Origin of the sequence: Bradyrhizobium sp. LA6.1, from assembly GCF_040547805.1 — a bacterium.
GTDB classification, from domain to species: domain Bacteria; phylum Pseudomonadota; class Alphaproteobacteria; order Rhizobiales; family Xanthobacteraceae; genus Bradyrhizobium; species Bradyrhizobium barranii.
Genome location: NZ_JBEPQK010000031.1, coordinates 1 through 22073 on the forward strand (window position 1 = coordinate 1; position 22073 = coordinate 22073).

Below are 22073 nucleotides of genomic sequence, written 5' to 3' on the forward strand. Positions count from 1 at the left end.
AGCTCCGACGACCCGAGCGCTACCAGCAGAGCACGCCGATCAAAGGGGTCCCTTTTGGATGCCGCTAGGGGGTCCCAGTCGAACGCCGATTGACACTTTGGCTCAAGTCGCTCGATCAGGCGTTGCGGTTTATTGATCATTCAAAGTCCAAACGCGCCTCCGCATCATTGGATTCGTCTCGTTCGAGCTAAGTCTCTGCTGCGATCGTAAATCAGGCTCGTGACTAGCGTCTGAGAGGCGTTGTCGAAGGGCCGGCCTTCTTCAAGTGCAAAATTGTGTACGGCGAGGTCCTTCAATATCGTGTCGGATACACGGATACACGGATACACGGATACACAGGCTCTGTGCTTCCTTAGCTCGGTACGGCGATCTCAGTGTCGCCGCGCTGCTCGCTTCGCGGGGACAGCATAATCAACATTTCACAGATAATACCGGGACGGACCGGGCGCACGTTAACGCCGTGACAGCGCGCACCGGGACGGCTTCGAAGCTTGTGAAGACACGTTTCTCGGCCCAATGCCATGTTAGTTTGGTGCTGAAGACTGAGCGCGTCAATGGTATGGCCGCTTGCTCGAAAGACATACTCGGACGACGTTGTGCGAAGCGAGTTGTGGCGCTCGGGGCTTCAGTTCGCGCCAGGAGATCTCGCAATTGGCTCATGGGATGGCATTGCGCATCGCGCCCCGGACGCTCAGGCCGATGCAGCCGTCAGAAGCCGGCGTCCAATGGCCTCGCGCGTTGTGCCGATCATGGGCAAACCGATCAGCTTTCACATGTCATTGTCTGCTTGAGCGGTAGCAGCGATCTGGGCCCTGCTGCACGTTGGGCAGTGGGCCGCTGGTGGTCCGGCAACGGGCCACGAGCCGCTCTATCAAATACAATCCTTCGCCCACACACTGCGCTAGTCGGGAGCGCCCGCCGCCGATGCTGTGCAGGCGGCCGGCGCGCAGGATTGGGCTGGATCGACACGATCGGGCTGTCCCTTCCAACCAAGCCGCGCGACGCGCGCCACAAATAGCGCCGTCGCTAGCGCGGCTTGGTTGGAAGGCAAGTCGCACCTTGGCGTGCCGCGGTCCACTCTTTGGCGGCCTTGATCGGTACTCGCGCCGTTTTCCCTTCACAAGCTCGCCCCATATGTGTCAGGTTTTGGCTCAGTCCTTATTGACCGGGCGGGCAAATGCCGCGGGACCCCCTCAGCCGAACTTTGTTCGGCTCGAATCTCGACAGTGACATCCAGCCCCTGTGGGAGGACGGTGATCGCGCGTTCTGCCGTGCGTGGCGCCTGCAAATCCACGGCAGCAGGGCTGTCGTGCTTGTTGTGCGGCCCATCGCGGAACACCCAGCGACGCTCGACCGCCTCGCCCATGAGTATGAGCTGAGGGAGGAGTTAGACGAGGCATGGGCGGTGCGGCCGTTGGAACTCATCCGGGAAGCTGGTCGGACTATGCTGGTCCTGGAGGATCCATGCGGCGAGCCACTGCTAAATTTACTTGGGCTCCGTATGGAGCCCAAGCGCTTCCTGCGCCTCGCTGTTGGCATCGCGAGGGCCGTGGGCAAGCTTCACCGGCACGGCTTGGTTCACAAGGACCTGAAACCCGCTCACATTCTGGTCAATTGTCCTGACGAACAGGCGCGACTCACTGGGTTTGGTCTGGCTTCCCGTCTTTCCCGCGAGCGCGTGCCGCCTGAGCCTGCCGAGTTCATCGCCGGCTCGCTGCCCTACATGGCGCCCGAACAGACCGGACGAATGAATCGCTCGGTCGATTGTCGCAGCGATCTCTATTCACTTGGCGTGACATTCTACCAGATGCTGACCGGCGCGCTGCCGTTCACGGGCTCAGATCCCTTGGAGTGGATCCATTGTCATATTGCAAGAAAAGCAATACCGCCCGTCGAGAAATCGCAAAACCTCCCCGAGCCGATATCTCAGATTGTGATGAAACTCCTCGCGAAAACCGCCGAGGAACGCTACCAGACTGCCGCTGGCCTTGAGCACGATCTGCAACACTGTCTCGCAGCATGGGCCAACCACGGTCGCATCGACCCGTTTGAGCTCGGCACAGACGACACACCTGATCGGTTGCTCATCCCCGAGAAGCTCTATGGCAGAGCCCTTCAGATCGAGGCTTTGCTTGCCTCTTTCGATCGCGCGGTGAAGAGCGGCGCGCCGAGGTTGGTGCTCGTCGCTGGTTACTCCGGTGTCGGTAAATCTTCGCTCGTCCAGGAGCTACACAAAGCGCTGGTGCCCTCGCGCGGGCAGTTGGTGTCAGGCAAATTCGACCAGCTGAAGCGCGACGTTCCTTATGTGACGCTAGTGCACACGTTTCAGAGTCTTGTCCGTGCTCTTCTCAGCAAAAGTGAGGGCGAACTCGCCACCTGGCGGCAAGCGCTCCGGGAGGCGCTCGGCGCGAATGGACGACTGATGGTCGAATTGATCCCCGATCTGAGCCGGATCATTGGCGAGCAGCCCGCGGTTGCTGAGCTTCCAGCCCGGCAAGCGCAGATTCGTTTCCAGCTGGTGCTTCGCCGCTTTATTGGCGTGTTCGCCCGGCGAACCCATCCTTTGGTGCTCTTCCTCGACGATTTGCAGTGGCATGATGCCGCAACGCTCGACTTGATCGAGGATCTCCTGACCCAGTCGGATCTGCACCTGCTGCTCATTGGAGCTTACCGCAGCAACGAGCTTGATGCAGGCCATCCACTCAAACGCAAGCTGGACTCCATCAGGAGAGCTGACGTAAATTTCGAGGAGATCACGCTCTCGCCGCTCACTGCAGACGATGTCGCGCAGTTAGTCGCGGACACCCTTCGCTGCGGACCCAAACGCGCTGCCCCGCTTGCAAAGTTGGTGCATCAGAAGACGATGGGTAATCCGTTCTTCGCCATTCAATTCCTTTCTGAGCTGGCCGAAGAGCATCTGTTGACGTTCGATCACGAGTCGGCGCGCTGGCGATGGGATCTCGAGCGTATTCACGCAAAAGCGTACACCGAGAACGTCGTAGATCTGATGCTCGGCAAGCTCATCCGCCTGCCCGAGGAAACGCAGGACGCGCTGCAACAGCTGGCCTGTTTCGGCAACATCGCCGGGACGGCGGAGCTTGCAATCGTGCTCGAAACTTCGCAGGAGCAGGTGCATGCGACCCTGTGGCCGGCGATCCGGCAGGAACTGATCGCGCGCCACGGAACAGCCTACCGCTTCCTCCACGATCGCTTTCAAGAGGCGGCCTACTTGCTGGTGCCGGAATCCTCGCGCGCTCCTGCCCATCTGCGGATCGGTCGGATGCTGGCGGCACACGCCCCTGCGCACAAACGCGAAGAGGCAATCTTCGACATCGTCAGTCAACTCAATCGAGGTGTCGCGCTAATTGCCTCCGGTCAGGAGCGTGAGCAGCTCGCAGAGCTGAATTTGGTCGCAGGGCAGCGTGCCAGGGCGTCGGCGGCCTACGCCTCGGCACTCACATATTTCACCGTTGGTGCTGCGCTGCTCGCGGAGCACTCTTGGCGAGGGCGCCACGAACTCGCGTTTGCACTGGAGACAAGCCGGGCGGAATGCGAATTCTTGGTAGGCCAGCTGGACGTTGCAGAGAGTCTCCTGTCCGCTCTGTCGAAGCGCGCCTTGAACGGGCCCCAGCGAGCAACGGTCGCCTGTTTGCGGGTCGATCTTTACTTGACGCTCGGTCAGCACGGGCGGGCAGTGCTCACAGGGCTCGAATATCTTCACGACGTCGGGATCGAGTGGTCGCAGCATCCGACGGACCAGGAAACATTAGCCGAATATCAGCGGATGTGGTCGCAGCTGCCCAACGCAATCGAGGATCTTGCTAGTTTGCCTGCAATGACCGATCAGACCGCGCTTGCCACGCTTGCCGTCTTGACGCGGATTCTTCCGCCCGCAGGTTTCACGGACGCCAATTTATCCGCTTTGGTCATCTGCAGAGCTGTCACCATCAGCCTCGAATACGGCAACACTGATGCTTCTTGCGCCCATTACGCATGGCTAGGCCGAATCTTGGCCGGGCGCTTCGGTGACTACCAAGCAGCTGACAAATTTGGTCGTCTTGCTTGCGACCTGGTTGATCGCGGTGAGTTCTCCCGCTTTCGGGCTCCCGTCTATTTGGCCTTCGGGTGCAACGTGATCCCGTGGACGAAGCCCCTAAGAGGTGGCCGAGTTTTGATTCGGCGAGCGCTCGCAGCTGCGGTCAGCAGCGGCGATGTCATCTATGAAGCGTACAGCTTGCTTCATCTAACCTCAAATATGATGATGGCCGGAGATCCCCTGAAAGAGGTGCAGAACGAAGTAGAGAAAAGTTTTGCTACGATACGGAATAGAAAGGTTCAGTTTGCTGCTGATGGCGTAGCCGTTCAGCTCGCAATCATTAGAAACATGCGCGGCCTCACGCGCTCATTCGGTTGCTTCGATGACCAACAATTTGACGAGCTAGACGTCGAGCGATCGTTGGCACGGAGTCCGGAGCTGTCACCTAGCGAAACCGTCTACTGGATCCGCAAACTTCAGGCGCGATTTCTAGCCGGCGATTATGCTGCGGCTGTTGATGCTCGCTCCAAGGCGGAGCCCAAATTATGGACTATGCCGACGGAGCCCTTGATCGCGGAGCTTCACTTCTATGGTGCGCTGTCTCACTCATGTTACTGCGACAAGCTAGGCGAAAGCGAACAACAGCAGCATTGGGATATCATTGATGCCCATTACAGACAGCTGCAGATATGGGCGACGAATTGTCCTGAAAATTTTGAGAATCGGGCTGCCTTGGTCGGCGCCGAAATTGCAAGGCTCGAATACCGGGATGCAGACGCAATGCGACTATATGAACACTCAATCCAGACCGCAGCACGTAACGGTTTCGCCCACCACGAGGGAATCGCTTGCGAACTTGCAGCGCGCTTTTATGCTGCGCGCGGTTTTGACAGAATCTCCCGGGTTTACCTGCAGGACGCGCGGCGCGGCTACCTTCGTTGGGGAGCAGATGGCAAGGTGCGTCAGCTCGACGAGCTGTATCCCCATCTCAGCCATGAGGAGACCACTCCTGCCATGAATGGAATGAGGATCGGAGCTCCGGTTGAGCATCTTGATCTCGCGACGGTGACAAAAGTGTCGCAGGCGATTTCCGGCGAGATTGTTCTCCAAAAACTAATCGACACGCTTATGCGGACTGCCATTGAGCAGGCCGGCGCCGAACGAGGTTTGTTAATTCTGCTGCATGGAGGCGAGCCACGGATCGAGGCGGAAGCCACAACGGTAGCGGATGCGCTGCTTGTAAAGGTGAATGAACAGCCCGTAACTCCGATGGCGCTTCCCGAGTCCGTGCTGCATTTCGTCCTACGCGTCCGCGAAAACGTCATTCTCGAAGACGCTGCCGCCGAGCCTTCATTTGCGGAAGATCCGTATATCCGCGAGCGCAAAGCGCGTTCTATTCTTTGCCTGCCACTGATCACGCAGGGCAAGCTGATCGGTGTACTTTATCTGGAGAATAATCTCGCCGCGCGCATATTCTCGGCTGCCCGCAACTCGGTGCTGAAAATGCTTGCCTCGCAAGCTGCAACAGCGCTGGAAAACAGCCGGTTGTACAGCGAAGTTCAGCAACGGGAGTCGAAAATCCGGCGCTTACTCGACGCTAACGTCATCGGAATATTTATCATTCGCGAAGGAGGCGAGATCATCGAGGCAAATCAAACCTTCCTCACGATGGTAGGATACGACCGAGAGGATCTCGTCGCGAGGCGAGTTAACGGTCTCGACCTTACACCGCCAGAATGGCACGAGCGCACACTGAATGCTGGAAGAGAAGCAAAAAGGACCGGAGCTGTTCAGCAGTTCGAGAAAGAGTATGTCCGCAAGGATGGCAGCCGCGTGCCGGTGCTAATTGGCCTCGCCGTATTCGATGCGCGAGACGACCAAGGTGTTGGCTTCGTCCTCGACCTGACAGAGCGAAAGAGAGCGGAAGCAGAAGCCCGTGAAAGCGAACGACGATATCGCGAGACTCTGATGGGGCTGGCACACGCCAATCGGATCACGACAATGGGACAGCTGGCCGCCTCAATCGCCCACGAGGTCAACCAGCCGATTGCCGCGATCAGAAGTAATGCGGGGGCGGGGCTAAATTGGCTCGGTGCTCAACCGCCAAATCTGGAAGAAGTTCGGCACACCTTCGGTTTGATTGTCCGTGACAGTATGCGTGCAGGGAACGTGATCCGTCGGATCCGCGCTCTTATGAATAAGGCTCCTATGCAAACTGAGCTGCTCGCAATTGACGAATTGATCTTAGAGGTGCTGGCCCTAGTTCGCGCGGAACTTACGAAAAATGATGTATGGGTGCAAACGCGACGTACTGAGGCGTTGCCGCTCGTCCGGGCAGATCGCGTCCAGGTCCGGCAGGTGATTCTCAATTTGATCACGAACGCCATCGACGCCATGAGCGAGATTAACGAAAGTGACCGCGAGTTACTGATCAGTGCGCGGACAGATGACTCGAACAACGTAGTGGTCACTTTTCGGGATACGGGCCCAGGACTCGATCCGAACAGTGCTGACCGCGTGTTCGAGGCGTTTTACACCACCAAGCCCGAAGGCATGGGCATGGGGCTGGCCATTTGCCATTCTATTATTGAGGCGCACGGGGGCCGGATGTGGACGGGCGCCAATGATCCTCGCGGGGCCGTCTTTCAGTTCAGCATGCCGGCTGCGCCGGACGTCGTCGATCGGTGGGAACAGGTCTCTTCAACGTCTTAGGCTCGAGTGCGATATCGAGCAGGGCGCTCCGGGAGCCCGATCATCGTGACAGAGCGAGCGGCGAGACCTCGCGGATTTAGACATTCGCTTTTCTTACTGCCCATCGGGGAGTGTTGGAGCGAGCGCAGATTGTCGCGAATTGTCAGAAGATCTGCAATCTGACCGTGTTAGCTTCAAGACGCTTTGAAGGCTTCCTGCAAGTCTCTTGAGACTTGCAGGGCGTCGGAATCACGGTGAAAGCTGCATACGCGGTGTTCGAGAGAATGACGGCAATCCGCCTTCCAAAGCATCTTTGTTTGGGTGGGAAGGGCGATTTCAATGCGGTGATTTACTTTAGATGCAACCTTCGCTCGTGGCTGCGCAGAGTTTCAGTGTGGCGGATCAGTTAGCGCCAGTCGCAAGATTCCGTACTAAACTGGTTTGCTTTGACAGCAGTGGAGCCGGCGCAGCCCCCTTGAATCCGATCTCAATCGGAGCATTCCTGTCATGCGCCCCGAAGCAGCCCGCGGATTGCAACCGGTGTACCGCTCTTCTTCTCCGGACTGGCCTCGGGGCCTCGCGCCGCTGCTGCCGCTCGCAATAGGTGACGCGCAGGCGAGGCGTCGTGTATGGTTTCTGTGATCTGTAAAAGCCCGAGCAGGAACCGACCGCCGCCGTCGCATCGCTGTCCAGAAGGAGAGCAGTCGAGGATATGGAGAAAATCCAGTGATACCGCGTCACAATACGTCGTCCGGGTTCGTCATGAGGTGAGCCACACGACGGTCTTGGTCACGGTCGCTCTTCGATAGCCCCTCGATGACACCGGCGCGATCCGCCGCGTTGCGGTTCTGGCTCATCTTCCGCGTGCCATTGAGGCGTGTAATTTGCAATCGCAGACCGACAATCCCCTTAAGCTCCGTTTTGATGAAATCGCCAGGGGCGTCAGACACCGCCCAGCGGTCTGTGCGCGAGCGCTCGTGCACATCGCTCAGCCGCGTGACCACCTTCGCAGCCGATCGGCAGAATCGAAGAATTCGACCGGCCCATAGGCATGCACGGCGATATAGTTCCACGTCGGTACGGCCTCGCCTCTCGCGTGCTTGGTCACGTACCAGGAGGGGCTGACATAGGCCTCCGTCCCAGCGAAGATGGCCATCGCCTCGCCAGTCGGTGTCAGCTTCCACTGCGGATGCGTGACCTGAGCCCCAAAGATCATCCAGCGATGGGCAGAATCCTTTGGTTATTTGAGCCTGTGTGGCTCGGTGATGCAACGGGACGGGGCGCGGAGCCCTCGACATAGCGCAGCGTCCCGTCCCGTTACATTTCGGACGCTGTTAGTCTGGCATAGGTTGATGGCGGCAGGTTTGCCGATCCCGCTGTGCGGACGAACGGTGTTGTAATCATCCTGCCATTCGGCAAGCAGTTCTCGAGCATGCTCGAGTGACGAGAACAACGTCTCGTTCAACAACTCGTCGCGCAGTCGTCCATTGAAGCTCTCTACGAAGGCATTCTGCTGCGGCTTGCCCGGTGCGATGTAGTGCCACTCGATCCGGGTGAGCTGCGACCAGTGTAGGATGGCCATGCTGGTGAGTTCGGTCCCGTTGTCGCTGACGATCATGGTCGGGCGGCCTCGTTGAGCGATCGCGGCATCGAGCTCACGACCCACCCGGGTCCCCGACAACGAGGTGTCGGCGACCAATGCGATGCATTCCCGGGTGAAGTCATCCACGACAGCCAGGATACGGAAGCGTCGGCTGTCGGTCAGCGTGTCGCTGACGAAATCCAGTGACCAGCGCTGGTTCGGTCCCTGCGGCAACGCCATCGGAGCCCGTGTTCCCAGAGCTCTCTTGCGTCCGCCGCGCCGGCGAACCTGCAGCCGCTCCTCGGCATACAGCCGCCGCAGCTTCTTGTGGTTGATCAGCACGCCTTCGCCGCGGATCATGAGAAGCAGACGGCGATAGCCAAAGCGCAGGCGTACCGACGCCAGCTCACGCAGCCGGACGCGAATGGTCGCGTCGTCAGGCCGAAGGCTGCGATAACGCACCGAGGACCGATCAGCTCCAATCACTTCACACGCCCGCCGCTGACTGACCTCAAAACTCGAACGAAGGTGAGCCACAGCCTGCCGCCTTGCGACGGGCGTCACCATTTTTTTGAATTGAGGTCCTTCAGCATGGCGTTGTCGAGCATCGCCTCGGCCAACAGCTTCTTCAGCTTCGCATTCTCGTCGTCAAGCACCTTGAGGCGCCGAGCGTCTGATACGTCCAGGCCGCCATATTTGGCCTTCCACTTGTAGAACGTCGCGCTTGAGATCCCATGCTTGCGGCAGACATCCCCCGTCTTCGAACCCGCTTCCTGCTCCCGCAGGATCGCAATGATCCGTTCTTCCGTGAACCTCGACTGCTTCATCTCCGTCTCCCTCAAGGTGACGGATTCTACCTCTTTTTGGAGGAAGTTCAGGGGCTCAGGTCATCCCCGTCTATTCGTCCAAGGTGACCGCCGATGCGATTCGCTACGACACCTATGGTGCGAACGCGGGCGAGCAGGCCGATGCGCCCGACATCCCGCCGCGCGACTTCGTGGTCCCTGGCATCACCTTCGACGGCGACACGACCTTGCAAATCGACGGATTGACGATCGTCGCGCGCGAATTAGGGGCTGGCGAGGCCCCTGCGACCACGGCCTACTACCTGCCCGCCACGCGAGAGCTGTTCCCCGGGGACGCCATTCTCAACCGGCTCCACGGTCCCCTTAGAGAAGCCCATACCGGGCCGTGGCTTGGCATCCTCGACCGGCTCGAGGCGATGTATCCCAATGTCGCCATCGTGCACCCTGGACACGGCGCGTCGGGTCCGAAAGAGCCGATGTTCGATGACGAGCGGCTGTATCTGAGGACTTGTCGCGCAATAGCCGCAGAGGAGATTGCCCGCGGGGGCTTCACCGATGCTGCAAAGGCAGCGACCGTCCGGCTGGATCAACGCGCGGTTTCCTTACACCAACCCGACGGGCATCAAGGATATCGTCAGCGACAGTGTCGAGGGCCTCTTCCGAGAGTTCTCGCAGCCCTCGTCTACACCGCTTCCTTGATGCACATGTGTCGTTTAGGGGAACGGTGTGGCAGATGTACGAGCGGAATTGCGGGTAACGGTCAATGTACGCAGCCAGGCGGGGAATCGCCCTCTCGACCAATCGCAAGAATCGTTGGTTGCGTGCCCCCGACTTGAACCTACCGTTCGATGAGCTTCCGACTTTAGGCGGGCCATCGGAGGGAATATCGCAGATTTGAGTCGTGTGGGGAAAGGCGGTAGCGGTCTCCCGCTACCATAAATCCACATAACATCAATGTGTTAGACAGATCGCTCGATGCGGATCCCGGGCTGTAGCGCCTCGACTTTCGCCTTCGATAATCTAATCCTTGATGGCTTCGCAGCTGAATCCTTCATTGGCAATCTCTTGAAGGCCGTCGCCGTTGCTGCTTGCTCATTCTTGAACCGGCAGACTCCTCGATCCTTGTTGCGGGCCCCGCGCCGGCAACCATCACGTGGAACTGGCAACGCAGTCTGACAAAAGTCCGGGCCAACAATCTAATCCCTGATGGATCGAGGCCGGATCGCGCACTCCGCGCCGTCCGGGGACTCGGCTCTTGAAGCTAGCGACAATGTCAGCCGCGAACTCGGGGCGCGGCGGAGCGCGCCGTACGGTCGGACGACAGAGTCAAGAGCAGCGCAAGGACGAGCAGAGCCATCAGGGCGGCATAGCCGCTGGCTGCCGCGAACGCTCGACAATAAGCGTCGGCCTCGGCGATCCCGGCGCTGCGGGCTCGCATCAGCACCGTCGAAAACAGGATCCCGACCAGGGCGACGCCGAAGGTACCACCCACCTGCTGAATGGTGCTCAGCATGCCCGACGCGGACCCGATGTTGCCTTGAGGAACATCGACGAGAATGATGTTGAAGAGCGGCGTCACCAGTAGGCCGCGGCCAAATCCAAGTAGCAGCAGGCCAGGGATCAGCGCCTCTGCCTGCATCGACCCACCAAGCAGCGCCATGCCGGCGGCGGCGCCACTGCCGACCGCGATGAGGACCGCACCGGCCGCAAGCACATTTCGCCGCTTCGATCTGGATGATCGAATTTGCGCATTGCCGACGAATACGGTCGGCCTGACCTCGTAAGAACTTTTCGACGGAATGTGGTAGATCCTCATAGCCAAAGCGAGTGTCCGGCAAGGTCGTATTCCCGTGACCCGCCGTTGAGCCTCTCAGATTCATGCGCGTCGGTCCCCACGCTACGATCGTCTTGAACAAGGCGGTGCCCAGCCGCGCTCGTCAGTCAGGCGCCCATATTTTCATACCGGCAAATCAAAAGCAATGTTCGGTTGATTGAACAGAGTAATCAACTTTTGGTATTTCATCGTGCCTGGGCTGATTTCGCGCGTGGATCGCCGGAGCAGCTGCCTCAGGCGGCACATCCTGCGACGCTATGGAAATCGACGAAAACCTGATCCGCCGCGACCTGACGTCGGCGCAACGGGCGAAAGCTGATCTCCAAGCGAAAGGCGGCTTGACGGCCTTATGGACAGTTTCGCTAAGGACACGGCGGCAAAATCTGGCAAGTCCGAGCGATCGATTGAGGCGACGTAACCCGCGCCAAAGCGCTAGGCTCCGACCTTGATCGCGTGGCCGGGACGTCGCTGGAGAAGGAGCGCTTAACTGGACGCGCGGGCGTGCTGTAGACCACAGTAGCGCTTGTTCCAGATTTAACTTTCCGCGACGACATCAAGCTTAATCCGCGTCTTCGATTGCACCCGAGCTGCGGAGCGCTAACCTCTCTGCACCGGACATTGCCCCGTCCGGGTTCACCATGGCGAGGTCGTCGCGCCAAGATATTCGGCGCGGCGGCTTCGTTTATCTACCGCAACGGTATGAGCTTCATTTGGCGAATAAGCCCGACGATGACCGGTTCGATCTCGTTGAGATGCGACGACAGATCACGAACTTACGCTCGCAACACTCTGACAATCTTCTCGTCACATCGCGATTGAACCGCTTCTTCGTGAAGATTGCATTTTTATCTGAGCCGAAGGATGCAGCACACGCGCAGCACCTGCGGTCCGAATTCGCGCGGACGCTGCAAGGTATTGAAACGATCGTCACCCGGAGGCCATCTGCGAAGCGATCTGGTATCGTTAAGCGGCCCAAGTAATACTAACGCGGGTGCGCTCTTGCGCTCGTCGGGTCCGGGGCCGATGGTCGATGGAGTCGCGAAGTCGTCCTCGTTTCGCGTATCGAAGCCGCATCGCCGCGTTGGCGTTGATGCACCGCATTCCGAGCTTGGCAACATCGCCGGATTTCGTCGGGGAAGGTGGTCTACTCGCTTACGGTGCGTCGAGACGGCGTCTTTTTATTCGATCAGCTTACTACGTCAAAAGAATCCTTGAGGGTGCACGAGCCAGCGACTTGCCCGTCGAACAGCCGACGCGGGTCGAGTTATGGATCAACGTTAGAACTGCAAAAGCGCTCAAGCTCGTAGTTCCGACGACACTACTCGCACAAGCTGACCAAATAATTTGAGTAGACGCAAAAGACGTCTATTGGCACGAGCCCGACCAGTCGCGTTGGTCTGGCAAATTCCGTTCACGCGAGTAGACCGGAAGTCACCGGCTCAAAGGTAGACCGGTGCGTACGACCCGGACATTGGCACGGGACTTCTGTCCTGGGCTTTTCGTTAGGACCACGGCGGCTCTTCGCTCGCCCCGATTGCCTCGTGGTGGATTGTGAAGCCCGCCGAACGCAGACCTGTCAGCAACACAGTTCTTACAGAGGCAGGATCGAAACCAATATCCTTGGCGTTTGGTGGATGTGCCTCGCTGCCCTTCAATCGGAGCGTCAAGTGCAATTGCTCGCAAAGGTGCCGAACCACGAGATTGACCTGATCGTCAGTCATGATCTGCTTTTCCCGCTACCATCTTGCGACCCAACTGGTAGCACATCTGATAGAGCTACACGCAGCGACCCCGCCTCGCGAGTCGCGTGGTAGGGCCGCCTGCCGTCCGGACTTGGGCTGGATGAGTCGAGCCGGCCAACTCAATTTATTCCCGGTCAAAGTGAAGAGGTGACTGCGCAAAAGGAGCACTCCGTTGGGTATCCTAATGTGACAGATCGATTGTCCTAATTCAGACAGCTCCAGCCGGCTGGCCGCACGCTAAGGGTTCACTCGGGAGGGTCATTCCCCTTCGGCTCTTGTAAAAACTTTGGCGGATGAACTGACCCCTGAGCTGCGACCATTGATCTATCGGGCCTAGTGCGCGACCTCGGAGGTAAGCCGCTTCCCGACATCAGTAGTCACATCGTGACACGGTAACGAAGTCTCAACCCTACCTGGCTCGACCCTTATTTGTGTTTTGAGTTTCCTCGTTTGTATGCTTGAGCATCGCTTTGAGTTCTTCTTCGAGCGATCGCGGCGAAATTCCGAGTGAACCGAATCCCGGCCGGCTGCCCGAGACCATCGTGTCGATCTGCATAAGCTCAACCTGATTGCGCGTGAGCGGCGGGTGCGGCAGGATCTCAGCGAGGCCGGCGGCGGCATTCCAGAAAGCAAAGGGTACTCGCACCAGCATTGGCCGCAATCCGGCGGTGCGCGCAATGGTCCGCAACAGCTCGCCGTATGAGTAAACGCGCGGGCCGGCCAGTTCGTAGATTGGAAACGGTCTTTGTGTTTGCCGCAGGACCTGTGCGATCGCCGCGGCGACGTCGTCCACGTACACCGGCTGAAGCCTCGTCCTGCCGTCGCCGAATAGCGGATAAGCCGGCAGGGTCCGAAGCAGCCCAAGAATTGTCGTGAGAAAGGCGTCGTCCGGCGCGAACATTACCGCCGGGCGGATAACGACTGCGCCAGGGAATGCCGCTTGCACAGCCACCTCGCCCTCGCCGCGATTGCGAATATATGGCGAAGGCGATGTGGGGTCAGCGCCTATGCCTGATAGGTGCACAAACCGTTTGACCCCGGCCCGCCGTGCCACTCCAGCGATCCTGGCGGCCGCTTCGACGTGCACCGAATGAAATGTGTCGCCTCCATGCTCGGTGTAAAGGCTGATCGCGTTGACGACGCCGTCGGCACCCATAACGGCGGCCTCTACAGAGCGCTCGTCATGGGCATCAGCGATGACCTGTTCCGCGTTGTCGCCCTCGGCCCGCGCAGGATGCCGTGAGGCTATACGCACCGTAACGGTGGAGACGCTCAAATGGCGCACAACGCGACAACCAACGAAGCCGGTCCCCCCAAACACGGTCACGCGGTTCATTCCCCGGTCCATCCCACGATCCTGCGCAACGTTCTGTATTGACCCGCCGAGCGCCGCGCGCACTGCCTCAGTGGCCTCCGCCGGCGAACTGCCTTTGTTGAGATGATGTGAGATCACATCAATCAGAATTTGCGCTGCAGGGCCGACCGTTTGCCACTCTTTCCTAGCTTGATCGATTAGCGGCTGCGCCTCATTATAGAGCGTTTCCGCCTGTTCGATGATCGGATGTGCCTTACTGAGAAGATCGATCAGCGCCTTGGTCGCGGGCAATGACCGCTCAATTTGTTCAAGCTGCGCGTCGCTGAGACCGGAAACGTGACCAATGACTTCAATGAGCAAGTGTTTCAGCATAGCGCAACCTTGCTGGTAGCGACGCACTAACTCAGGGCAACCAAGCGAAAGTAGGCACGGGCTCGGGGGGCGTCAGTTGTTGTCTCAGCCGACAGGGCCCGGCCGCCAAGCTCTCGGAGCTTGGAGCAATCGCGCGCAATGGTGGATGATATTTGATCCACATCGATTATGTCCAGCATCTGGACCCAAATTTTCGTTAGCTGCCTTGTGCAAGGCTGACAAGTCTTGGAACGTCCTAGAAAACACGACGTCGGGCCACTCTGTTAGTACACATCCGGCGGGGCCGCCTTGCCGAAAGAGGCGCGGTATTGAGAACTGTCCCGATGGACGGTGATGGGCTCAGTGCCCAAGTCGAACGGCTTGAAGCGGTGGAGACGGGTCGGCGGCACCGCTGGTCCGAGGACGTGCGTGTGGCCATTTCCCGGCGAAACCGGTACGACACTTTCATTCAGGGATTATTTTTCGGGTCGGCAGAACCTTTAGCGTTACCCAGCCGATCTTGTCGTGACCGCCAATCTTCCGCCAAGAAAAACGATTCTTGTATCGAATACTTGGAGAGCTGTGAAAGGCGATGAGCGGAGAGGTACGTGGGCAACCGCGTGCACTGGCCTATTCTCTGAACCTCAGAGACGCGCTGGCGCGCGGAAAAAACGTCGCGAAATTCGATAGGGGTGATCCAATCTTTGCGCGGACCCCAAGCAGTTCTGGAGCTAGATGCATGAAACTATCCGGCGGAGCGAAGCGAACATCAAGCCACCGCTCATACAGCTGCCGTCGCACGTAAATGCGCAGCAATCCGACCATCGTGCAAAAATACGGCGGCGTCTGTCTAGAAACCCCGGAAAAAATCCGCGCGGTTGCGAGGAGCCTCGCCGATTTGCACAGCCGTGGTCATCGCGTCGTGGCGATCGTTTCAGCGATGGGTAAGACGACCGACGAACTAATTAAGGCGGCTTATCAAGTAAGCCCGCATCCCAACCGCCGCGAACTGGATATGTTGTTAACGACCGGTGAGCGCATCAGCATGTCGTTGATGAGCATGGCCCTGTCTGATCTCGGTGCGCCAGCCATTAGTTTTACCGGGAGTCAGGCCGGTGTAATGACAGACGAATCTCATTCTTCCGCGCGCATTTTAGATGTGCGGCCTGCGCGCGTGCTCGAAGAACTCGGTCGCGGACGCATCGTGGTTTTAGCGGGCTTTCAAGGCGTGAATCCGCGAACCAAAGAAATCACCACACTAGGCAGGGGCGGCAGCGACACCACTGCAGTCGCCATGGCTGCGGCGCTAAAGGCCGAGCGCTGTGAAATTATCAAAGAGGTCGACGGAATTTGCTCGGCCGATCCGCGCATCGTGGCGAACGCAAAACCATTGCGCCGGCTGGATTTTGCATCCTTATCCGAAATGTGTTTTTGGGGCGCCAAGGTTCTGCATTTTCGCAGCGTGGAGCTGGCACAAAGCCAAAACATCCCTTTGTATTTGCGAAAATGGGGCAATTCCGAACACAGCACGCGAGTGATGAAAGAGGTTATCGGAATGGAAACCGGAAAAATTCTGGCCGTCAACTCGATGGCTCGTATTGAGCATGTGGAGATCGCTTCGACGAATCTCAGTCACGGTTTTGAGAAATTTGCGCAGCATCTCAAGCAAAGCGGCCTATCTTGGCCGCAAGTCCTCGCCTCGGCTTTCACCGCCGGAAAAACGCGCATCATGATGACTTGCGAGTCGGAAACGCTCGACACTCTGCTGCGCACGCTGGAAAGGAGCAAGGACTTGCGCAAAGGGCGTGAGACTTTGAGTTCGGTGAGCCTCACTTGCTTCGGCGGCGTTTCTTCAGACTTGCCATTTCAGGCGATGCAAATTCTGCAATCGCACGGGATTGTCGTTGAAAAGTACGTTCTATCACCACATTCGATAAATTTGTTCGTTCCTGTGGAGACCCGCGAGGCCGCGGTCACGGCCTTGCATTCGCTGATCTAACAACCTCTTTGAGAAGATATCACGAAATCGCGTATGGGGAGGGATGGTCAAGAGGGGCGGCTCGCCGGCGCGATGCGGCGACAACGAGAGTTCCTAATCTTGCTGATACGCGCCCGTCCGCCATCGTTGGTGTCAATTTTTTATAGTCGGGAGGCGTCGATCATGCCGGGCACCATTGGTTGGCTACTTCGCGAGGGCGAACGAATCATTGCTTGCAACACAGGTCTATTGGGTGACAAGCACCTTCTAATCGGCGCTACCCGCGTTCGTAACGAAGCGCTTATTCTCAGAGACACACTGGATTACGTGGGCAAGCAGGTCGATGCGATTGTCGCTTATGATGACGCGAGCACGGATCGTACGCTGGAGATTCTATGCGAACACCCGAAAGTCGCTCTGATTGTGACAAATCGGTCGTGGGAAGCTGACATCGAGGCGCGCCGGATTGCTGAGGGTCGGCATCGCGGCCTCTTGTTGCAGACGGCGCGCGAGCATTTGCAGTTCGACTGGATGTTTTGCTTCGATGCGGATGAGCGCGTTACCGGGGATTTACGCGGATTCATAGAAGGAACGCATTCTAGCGAATGCGACGGCGTGCGGGTTCAACTGTTCGATGCCTATATGACTCCTGGGGACCACGCACCCTATCAGGCCGATCGCGAGCTGTTGGACTTTCGTCGTTTCTTTGGTCCGGAAAGGCGAGACATTCTGATGTTGTGGCGAAACCGGTTGCAGGTCACCTTCGCAGAGCACCATGCGCGCGAGCCGGGTGGCGTTGAACGCGTGGCGACTGGCCTCTATTGCCAGCACTACGGCAAATCGTTGTCGGTCGACCATTGGGAAGAGACCTGCGACTACTACATGCGACACTTTCCGTTCGATACCTACGGACGAAAATGGCGTGAACGCAAAGGTCGAGCAATCCACACCCAATCGGACTTCATGCGGCCGTTGTACGAGTGGGGTGACAGGCTCTTCGCGAATGCGATCAAGATGTGATTGTCCGAAAACTGAGCCGCCCCCGTGCCAATGCGGCCGCTTCGAAGTCGGCTTCGTTGATCTGGACGCGTTTTGGTCTGCGTTCGGTCGTGTTCGTTGTGTTCCGGTGAGATCGTTTCTGGTGCGAAACTGGTGCGGTAGATGGTCTGAGATTTTCGTGCCTGACGTGCTGTTTCGCAACGCCTCCCGAAGATTGTTCGTGACCAGCGCGCCAAACAAGTCGCGCCCAACAAGCCTTGCCGCCCCGCGCGGTCGACGAACCTCGCTCAGGGGATGAAGCCGACTCTGACGGTTCCAAACTAGGAACCTGACAGGCGCTGAGCGCAAGAATCCCGGGAGGTGTGAGGCGGCTCACACCCCCACGTCAGGCTTCGCGCTAATCAGATCGCTGCGGGGATTTCTGGCGGACAGGAGATTTCGCATGAAGCCTTTGATCATTTATTCCATCGCCGCTGTTGGTCTGCTTGCTGCTGTGACCGGCATCCCGCGATCACACTCGAACGCAACGGTCGGGCGCGCCGGAACATCAAGCCCGTCGACATTGCAGGGCATGCAAAGCGGTCGAAGCGCAGACAAGCTGCCGGTCGACGATTTTGACGATCGGTCATTGGTCTTTCCGCGGGATTCCAAGCGCTAAGGCATGATCCGAAAAAGTGCGCAGCGGTTTTCCGAAAAGATCATGCTCAAACAACAACCTAAAGCGCGATGACGATTCATCCCAATCTCATCGCGCTTTAGGCAGAAGGCCGCGCAGCAGACCGTTCAGCCAGGGCTCGCAAATAGATGCGCTTGAGCCTGCGAGGTCGAACGAAAGCGTGGTCGAGAGGCGGGGCTACGGGCCCAGGAAAGCGGGCGGAATCGGGTAGTCGTTCCCCAAAAGGCCGAGCAATTCCAGTTCGCCTCGATGAGCGTCCAGTTCCAGAATGGCCAAGAGAAGCATCAGCACGGCCGCGGTATAGATGAGGAACGGTGACGTTTCAGCGGGCACATCGTCATGGTGTGGCGGTATCGCATCGCGAAGTGATCGCCACAACGAAATGAAATGCAGATACGTTTTAGGTCGTATTTGCATGACGTCGTCCTCGACGTGTCAGATCAAGCATAGGTTCAGGTTATGCCCGGTTCAAGCCGACAACAGCCGTTGCGGCATTGAGTAGCGGAGCCATGCCCGTCCTGCGGTGCAGCATGGAAACCGGATAACGGCTTCAATCATTGACGAGACGGAGCGAGTGCACGTACGCCGTGTCAACACCGACGACATGCCCGAACGACCTGTAAGCCGCAGATGAATTGGGTCCCACGTCTCAGCACCAGTCTCTGCATCGTTGCCGCTCTGTTGGCGATGCATTCAGCGCCGGCGCCAGCGCAATTGACAGGTCACGGTGGGCCCGTGCGGGCGATTGCGATTTCCAGTGATGGCAACAATGTTCTGTCGGGCAGCTTCGACACCGCCGCCATCCGATGGTCGCTCAAGACCGAATCCGCCGAGCAGGTCCTTCGCTTTCACTCCGATGCGGTGAACGCGGTGGCCTTCCTGAAGGATGGGCGGATGGTGACTGCCGGAGCGGATGCGAAGGTAGCGATCTGGACGCCTGGCCGGCAGCAGCCGGATCAGGTTTTCGAGGGCCATGGCGCGCCGATCGCTTCACTTGCAGTCTCGCCGGATGGCGCAAGATTGGCTTCTGCCTCCTGGGACCATACAGTTCGTATCTGGTCGCTCGGCGATGGCGCGCAGCAGGTGCTGGAAGGGCATGCGCAGAACGTCAACGGCGTCGCATTCACGCCGGATGGACGATCGCTGGTGAGCGTGGGTTACGATCGTGAACTGAGGATCTGGCCATTGGCGGGTGGCACCCCTAATGTCATTACGCTGGGCTCACCCCTTAATGCCGTGGCAGTCGCGCCTGACGGCGAGATCGTAGCGGGTGGTGCTGATGGCAGGCTACGCTTTCTGATGTCGGAGGGCCGGGAAAGCGGCGAGGTGCAGGCTGGCCAGACGCCGATTGTCGCGTTGTCGATCTCTCCAGACGGCACGTCGGTCGCTGCTGCAGGAATTGGCGGTGTCGTGGCGGTCATCGACCGAAAGGCGCGAAGCATCGCGCGAAGCCTGGTCGATACAGGTTCGCCCGTGTGGTCGGTCGCTTTCCTGCCGGACAACGCAACATTGCTGACGGGCGGCGTCGACGGCAGGATCCGGCGCTGGAACGCGCTGACCGGCGCCCCCATCGGCTCATCGTTGCAAGCCACGCCGCGCGATCCGCTTGCCGCCTATACGGGAGATCACGGGGCCGAGGTGTTCAGGGCGTGCGTTGCCTGTCATACCCTGTCCGAGCAGGACGCGCAGCGCGCCGGCCCCACGCTTGCGGGCTTGTACGGCCGCAGGATCGCGTCGCTGCCTGGTTATCGCTTCTCCGACGCGCTCAAAGCGATGGACATCGTGTGGACGCCCGAGACCGTGTCAAAATTGTTCGAACTCGGTCCGAACGCCTATACGCCTGGCACAAAAATGCCGGAGCAGCGGATTGGATCCGCGAAGGATCGCAAGGCGCTTACGGATTTCCTGGCGCGCGCCACCGCCAAGTAGCTAACGCTTGGTCTCACGCTCACGGAGATAATCATCGGTCGTGCGAGGCGAAGCGCGTTCGGGCACGCCGGCGAACGGGTCGAACTGTTGTTCACTCATGGCGGTGACGCGGCAGTCCGCGCACATTCTGACCACGTCCAGCCGCTTGTCGCCCGCAGGATACATCCAGTGTCGGCCCTCGAGTTTCGCAGCGATCTTCTCGATCGTGCTCTTTACCCCAAAGGGCTTATTGCAGCGGATGCAAAGCGCCGGCTCTTCCTCCTTGATGATCCGTGCCGGAGCCCTTGAGGCCCGGAAATCGATCTGCGGCTTCAGAGTGATCACCTTTTCCGGGCAGGTGCTCTGGCATAATCCGCACTGCACGCACGCATCTTCGACGAATTTAAGCACGGGACGTTCGGGATCGTCGCGGAGAGCCCCGGTGGGACAGGCCGACACGCAGGCCAGGCACAAAGTGCATCCGTCCGTATTGACGGTAACCGTACCAAGCGGCGCGCCCTGGGACAGCGCAATGACGTCGGTCGGCACAGGCGCAACGCGGTGCAGTTCGTGAAGAGCGAAGCGAAGCAGGTCGCGCCGCTTGCCTACCGTCTTGAAGGTTGCGGGACGCTCCACGGCCGGCGCGGGTTCAATCGACCGCAGCACTTCGCCCAGCACGTCCGGGTCGTCCGTTTCGATAGTCGCAACCCGGCGCCCCGAAAAACCTAATCCGGAAACAATGGCATCAGCCATCGTTATGGTTTGAGAAAGCCCGGAGATGTCGTGCAGAGGTCTTGCGCGGAGGAGAAAGCGTATCCCCGCTGCGCCATAGGCGAAGGATGCCACGACCGCCTCCAATCCAACCTGTGTCACCTCGTTGACGGGGAACGGCAGCACATTGGCGGGAAGCCCGTCGCCGTGGCGGGCGAGCGCATCGATCAGCGTGCTGCCATGTTGGGTGTCGTGCAGCAGCACGACCGCACCGGAGCCGCCGGCTTCGCGGTAGGTCAAAAGCATTGCGCGCAATTTGTGCAGCAGCGCATCGGGCGGCGGAAGGGCATAGGTTGCTGCACCCGTCGGACAGGCCGCGGCGCACTGGCCGCATCCGGCGCAGACCTCGGCGTTGATCTTGACGTGATCGCCATGTGGCGTGATCGCTCCGGTCGGGCAGAGATCGAGACAGCGATGGCAACCCGTCAGCCTCGAGCGCGAATGGACGCAGATCTCTGCGGTGAAATTGACGTATTTCGGCTTGTCGAAGTTGCCGACGAGGTCGCGTGCCCTGAGCACCGCACGCAGCATCGCGGCCGGGTCCCGCGGATCCGCGCGGAGATAGCCGTCGCGCAAGTCATGCGCGGGAAAAAGCGGTTTCCCGCCGGAGAGATCAAGGACGATGTCGCAGCGCGAAGTCAGGCCGTCGCACGGAGCCTCGAAGACGAGCGTATCGCGCGAGGAGGGGCGGGGGGCCGCATAGTCGTCGACCGTCAACTCGAAGGCCCCCAAATGGCCCTTGGCGTTACGGATCGTTCCTTGGACGATCGGAAAGGATGTCGTCGCCGGCGGCATAATCTGTGACGGCTTTGTGATCATGATCGTCACGTCGAGATGATCGGCAAGCAATCGACCAGCTTCGACCGCAAGTTCGTCGCGGCCATAGATCAAGATCACCCCTTCGCTCGATAGGGTGACAAACGGAAAAGCAGGCGCAGCCTCGGACACAGCGGCGAGCAGTGCTGCCATTTTTGGGCCTGCCTTGGTTCCCTCCACCGACCAGCCGGCCGTCTCGCGAAGGTTGATGAAATCCAGTTTCCCCGAACGCCCCTTCGCCTCGTCGCCAAACAGTGGGGCCTCCTGGGTGCAGCCGACGATGAGCGGTCCTTCCGCCTTCGCCGCATTGCGAAAATGATCGAGCTCGGCCCTGCAGAGCTGGCGGAACTCGGCGATTTCGCTTTTGCGGCATCCTCGCTTCACGGCGGCCGTATCGAGGCGCATCGTGTCTTCGCACGAGCAGATCAGGATCGTGTTCGGCGGATCAGGCATGCGCAGCCCTTCACCTCCTGAAGAGGTCCGGGAACGACGGCGAGCGGACTCGCGTCGCCCCTCCTGGTCGATTAAGTTATTCTCACAAGAGAAGAAAAGAAAGCTGGAGGTCCGC

At 59.1% G+C, this 22073-nt stretch carries 11 protein-coding genes and 2 pseudogenes; 6 read left to right on the forward strand and 7 right to left on the reverse strand.

The genetic code is table 11. The annotated features are described in order from the left end of the window. The first annotated feature begins 1177 nt into the window (after positions 1 to 1177). Positions 1178 to 6748 (forward strand): trifunctional serine/threonine-protein kinase/ATP-binding protein/sensor histidine kinase, encoded by a 5571-nt coding sequence (locus ABIB99_RS42040; protein WP_354181718.1) that lies wholly within the window; start codon positions 1178 to 1180, stop codon positions 6746 to 6748. Between the two features lie 716 nt (positions 6749 to 7464). Here ABIB99_RS42040 and ABIB99_RS42045 read toward each other — a convergent pair. From ABIB99_RS42045 to ABIB99_RS42055, 3 genes and pseudogenes are all read right to left on the reverse strand, one after another. Then, positions 7465 to 7919: pseudogene (locus ABIB99_RS42045) on the reverse strand (FMN-binding negative transcriptional regulator); the annotation flags it as partial. A 20-nt stretch (positions 7920 to 7939) separates the two neighbouring features. Continuing rightward, a pseudogene (locus ABIB99_RS42050) lies at positions 7940 to 9136 on the reverse strand (IS3 family transposase). A gap of 1252 nt (positions 9137 to 10388) precedes the next feature. Further along, complete coding sequence (locus tag ABIB99_RS42055; protein WP_354181720.1) at positions 10389 to 10931, reverse strand: MFS transporter; 543 nt, start codon at positions 10929 to 10931, stop codon at positions 10389 to 10391. 1048 nt (positions 10932 to 11979) lie between these two features. Between ABIB99_RS42055 and ABIB99_RS42060 the strand changes: the two genes are divergently transcribed. Next, entirely contained in the window at positions 11980 to 12297 is a 318-nt protein-coding gene (locus ABIB99_RS42060) for an ABC transporter substrate binding protein (protein ID WP_354181722.1), read from the forward strand. Positions 12298 to 12451: 154 nt separating this feature from the next. On the opposite strand, the gene ABIB99_RS42065 is transcribed toward ABIB99_RS42060, so the two are convergent. Together ABIB99_RS42065 and ABIB99_RS42070 are read right to left on the reverse strand one after the other, a co-directional pair. After that, a complete protein-coding gene (locus ABIB99_RS42065; protein WP_166349897.1) occupies positions 12452 to 12670 on the reverse strand; it encodes a hypothetical protein in 219 nt (72 codons plus the stop codon). 430 nt (positions 12671 to 13100) lie between these two features. After that, positions 13101 to 14378, reverse strand: coding sequence for a complex I NDUFA9 subunit family protein (locus ABIB99_RS42070; RefSeq protein WP_354181724.1), 1278 nt, complete (start codon positions 14376 to 14378; stop codon positions 13101 to 13103). A 784-nt stretch (positions 14379 to 15162) separates the two neighbouring features. On the opposite strand from ABIB99_RS42070, the gene ABIB99_RS42075 reads away from it, so the two are divergent. The 3 genes from ABIB99_RS42075 (at position 15163) to ABIB99_RS42085 (ending at position 17992) form a co-directional block, all read left to right on the forward strand. After that, positions 15163 to 16356: an aspartate kinase gene (locus ABIB99_RS42075; RefSeq protein ID WP_354181726.1), complete on the forward strand. Its 1194-nt coding sequence runs from the start codon at positions 15163 to 15165 to the stop codon at positions 16354 to 16356. A 162-nt stretch (positions 16357 to 16518) separates the two neighbouring features. Continuing rightward, positions 16519 to 17355, forward strand: coding sequence for a glycosyltransferase (locus ABIB99_RS42080; RefSeq protein WP_354181728.1), 837 nt, complete (start codon positions 16519 to 16521; stop codon positions 17353 to 17355). 421 nt (positions 17356 to 17776) lie between these two features. Next, positions 17777 to 17992, forward strand: coding sequence for a hypothetical protein (locus ABIB99_RS42085; RefSeq protein WP_354181730.1), 216 nt, complete (start codon positions 17777 to 17779; stop codon positions 17990 to 17992). Between the two features lie 195 nt (positions 17993 to 18187). On the opposite strand, the gene ABIB99_RS42090 is transcribed toward ABIB99_RS42085, so the two are convergent. Next, positions 18188 to 18427, reverse strand: a complete 240-nt coding sequence (locus ABIB99_RS42090) for a hypothetical protein (protein WP_071916339.1) — start codon at positions 18425 to 18427, stop codon at positions 18188 to 18190. Positions 18428 to 18640: 213 nt separating this feature from the next. Between ABIB99_RS42090 and ABIB99_RS42095 the strand changes: the two genes are divergently transcribed. Next, a complete protein-coding gene (locus ABIB99_RS42095; protein WP_354181733.1) occupies positions 18641 to 19939 on the forward strand; it encodes a c-type cytochrome in 1299 nt (432 codons plus the stop codon). Here ABIB99_RS42095 and ABIB99_RS42100 read toward each other — a convergent pair whose 3' ends face one another. Further along, positions 19940 to 21910: a 4Fe-4S binding protein gene (locus ABIB99_RS42100; RefSeq protein WP_354181769.1), complete on the reverse strand. Its 1971-nt coding sequence runs from the start codon at positions 21908 to 21910 to the stop codon at positions 19940 to 19942. It lies immediately after the preceding gene. Positions 21911 to 22073: the final 163 nt, after the last annotated feature.

Coding starts and splice junctions, on each gene's coding strand:
- ABIB99_RS42090 (WP_071916339.1), bottom strand. CDS start 18,427: ATGCAAATACGACCTAAAACGTATCTGCATTTCATTTCGTTGTGGCGA.
- ABIB99_RS42100 (WP_354181769.1), bottom strand. CDS start 21,910: ATGCGCCTCGATACGGCCGCCGTGAAGCGAGGATGCCGCAAAAGCGAA.
- ABIB99_RS42065 (WP_166349897.1), bottom strand. CDS start 12,670: ATGACTGACGATCAGGTCAATCTCGTGGTTCGGCACCTTTGCGAGCAA.
- ABIB99_RS42070 (WP_354181724.1), bottom strand. CDS start 14,378: ATGCTGAAACACTTGCTCATTGAAGTCATTGGTCACGTTTCCGGTCTC.
- ABIB99_RS42085 (WP_354181730.1), top strand. CDS start 17,777: ATGAAGCCTTTGATCATTTATTCCATCGCCGCTGTTGGTCTGCTTGCT.
- ABIB99_RS42060 (WP_354181722.1), top strand. CDS start 11,980: ATGGAGTCGCGAAGTCGTCCTCGTTTCGCGTATCGAAGCCGCATCGCC.
- ABIB99_RS42095 (WP_354181733.1), top strand. CDS start 18,641: ATGAATTGGGTCCCACGTCTCAGCACCAGTCTCTGCATCGTTGCCGCT.
- ABIB99_RS42040 (WP_354181718.1), top strand. CDS start 1,178: ATGCCGCGGGACCCCCTCAGCCGAACTTTGTTCGGCTCGAATCTCGAC.
- ABIB99_RS42080 (WP_354181728.1), top strand. CDS start 16,519: ATGCCGGGCACCATTGGTTGGCTACTTCGCGAGGGCGAACGAATCATT.
- ABIB99_RS42055 (WP_354181720.1), bottom strand. CDS start 10,931: ATGAGGATCTACCACATTCCGTCGAAAAGTTCTTACGAGGTCAGGCCG.
- ABIB99_RS42075 (WP_354181726.1), top strand. CDS start 15,163: ATGCGCAGCAATCCGACCATCGTGCAAAAATACGGCGGCGTCTGTCTA.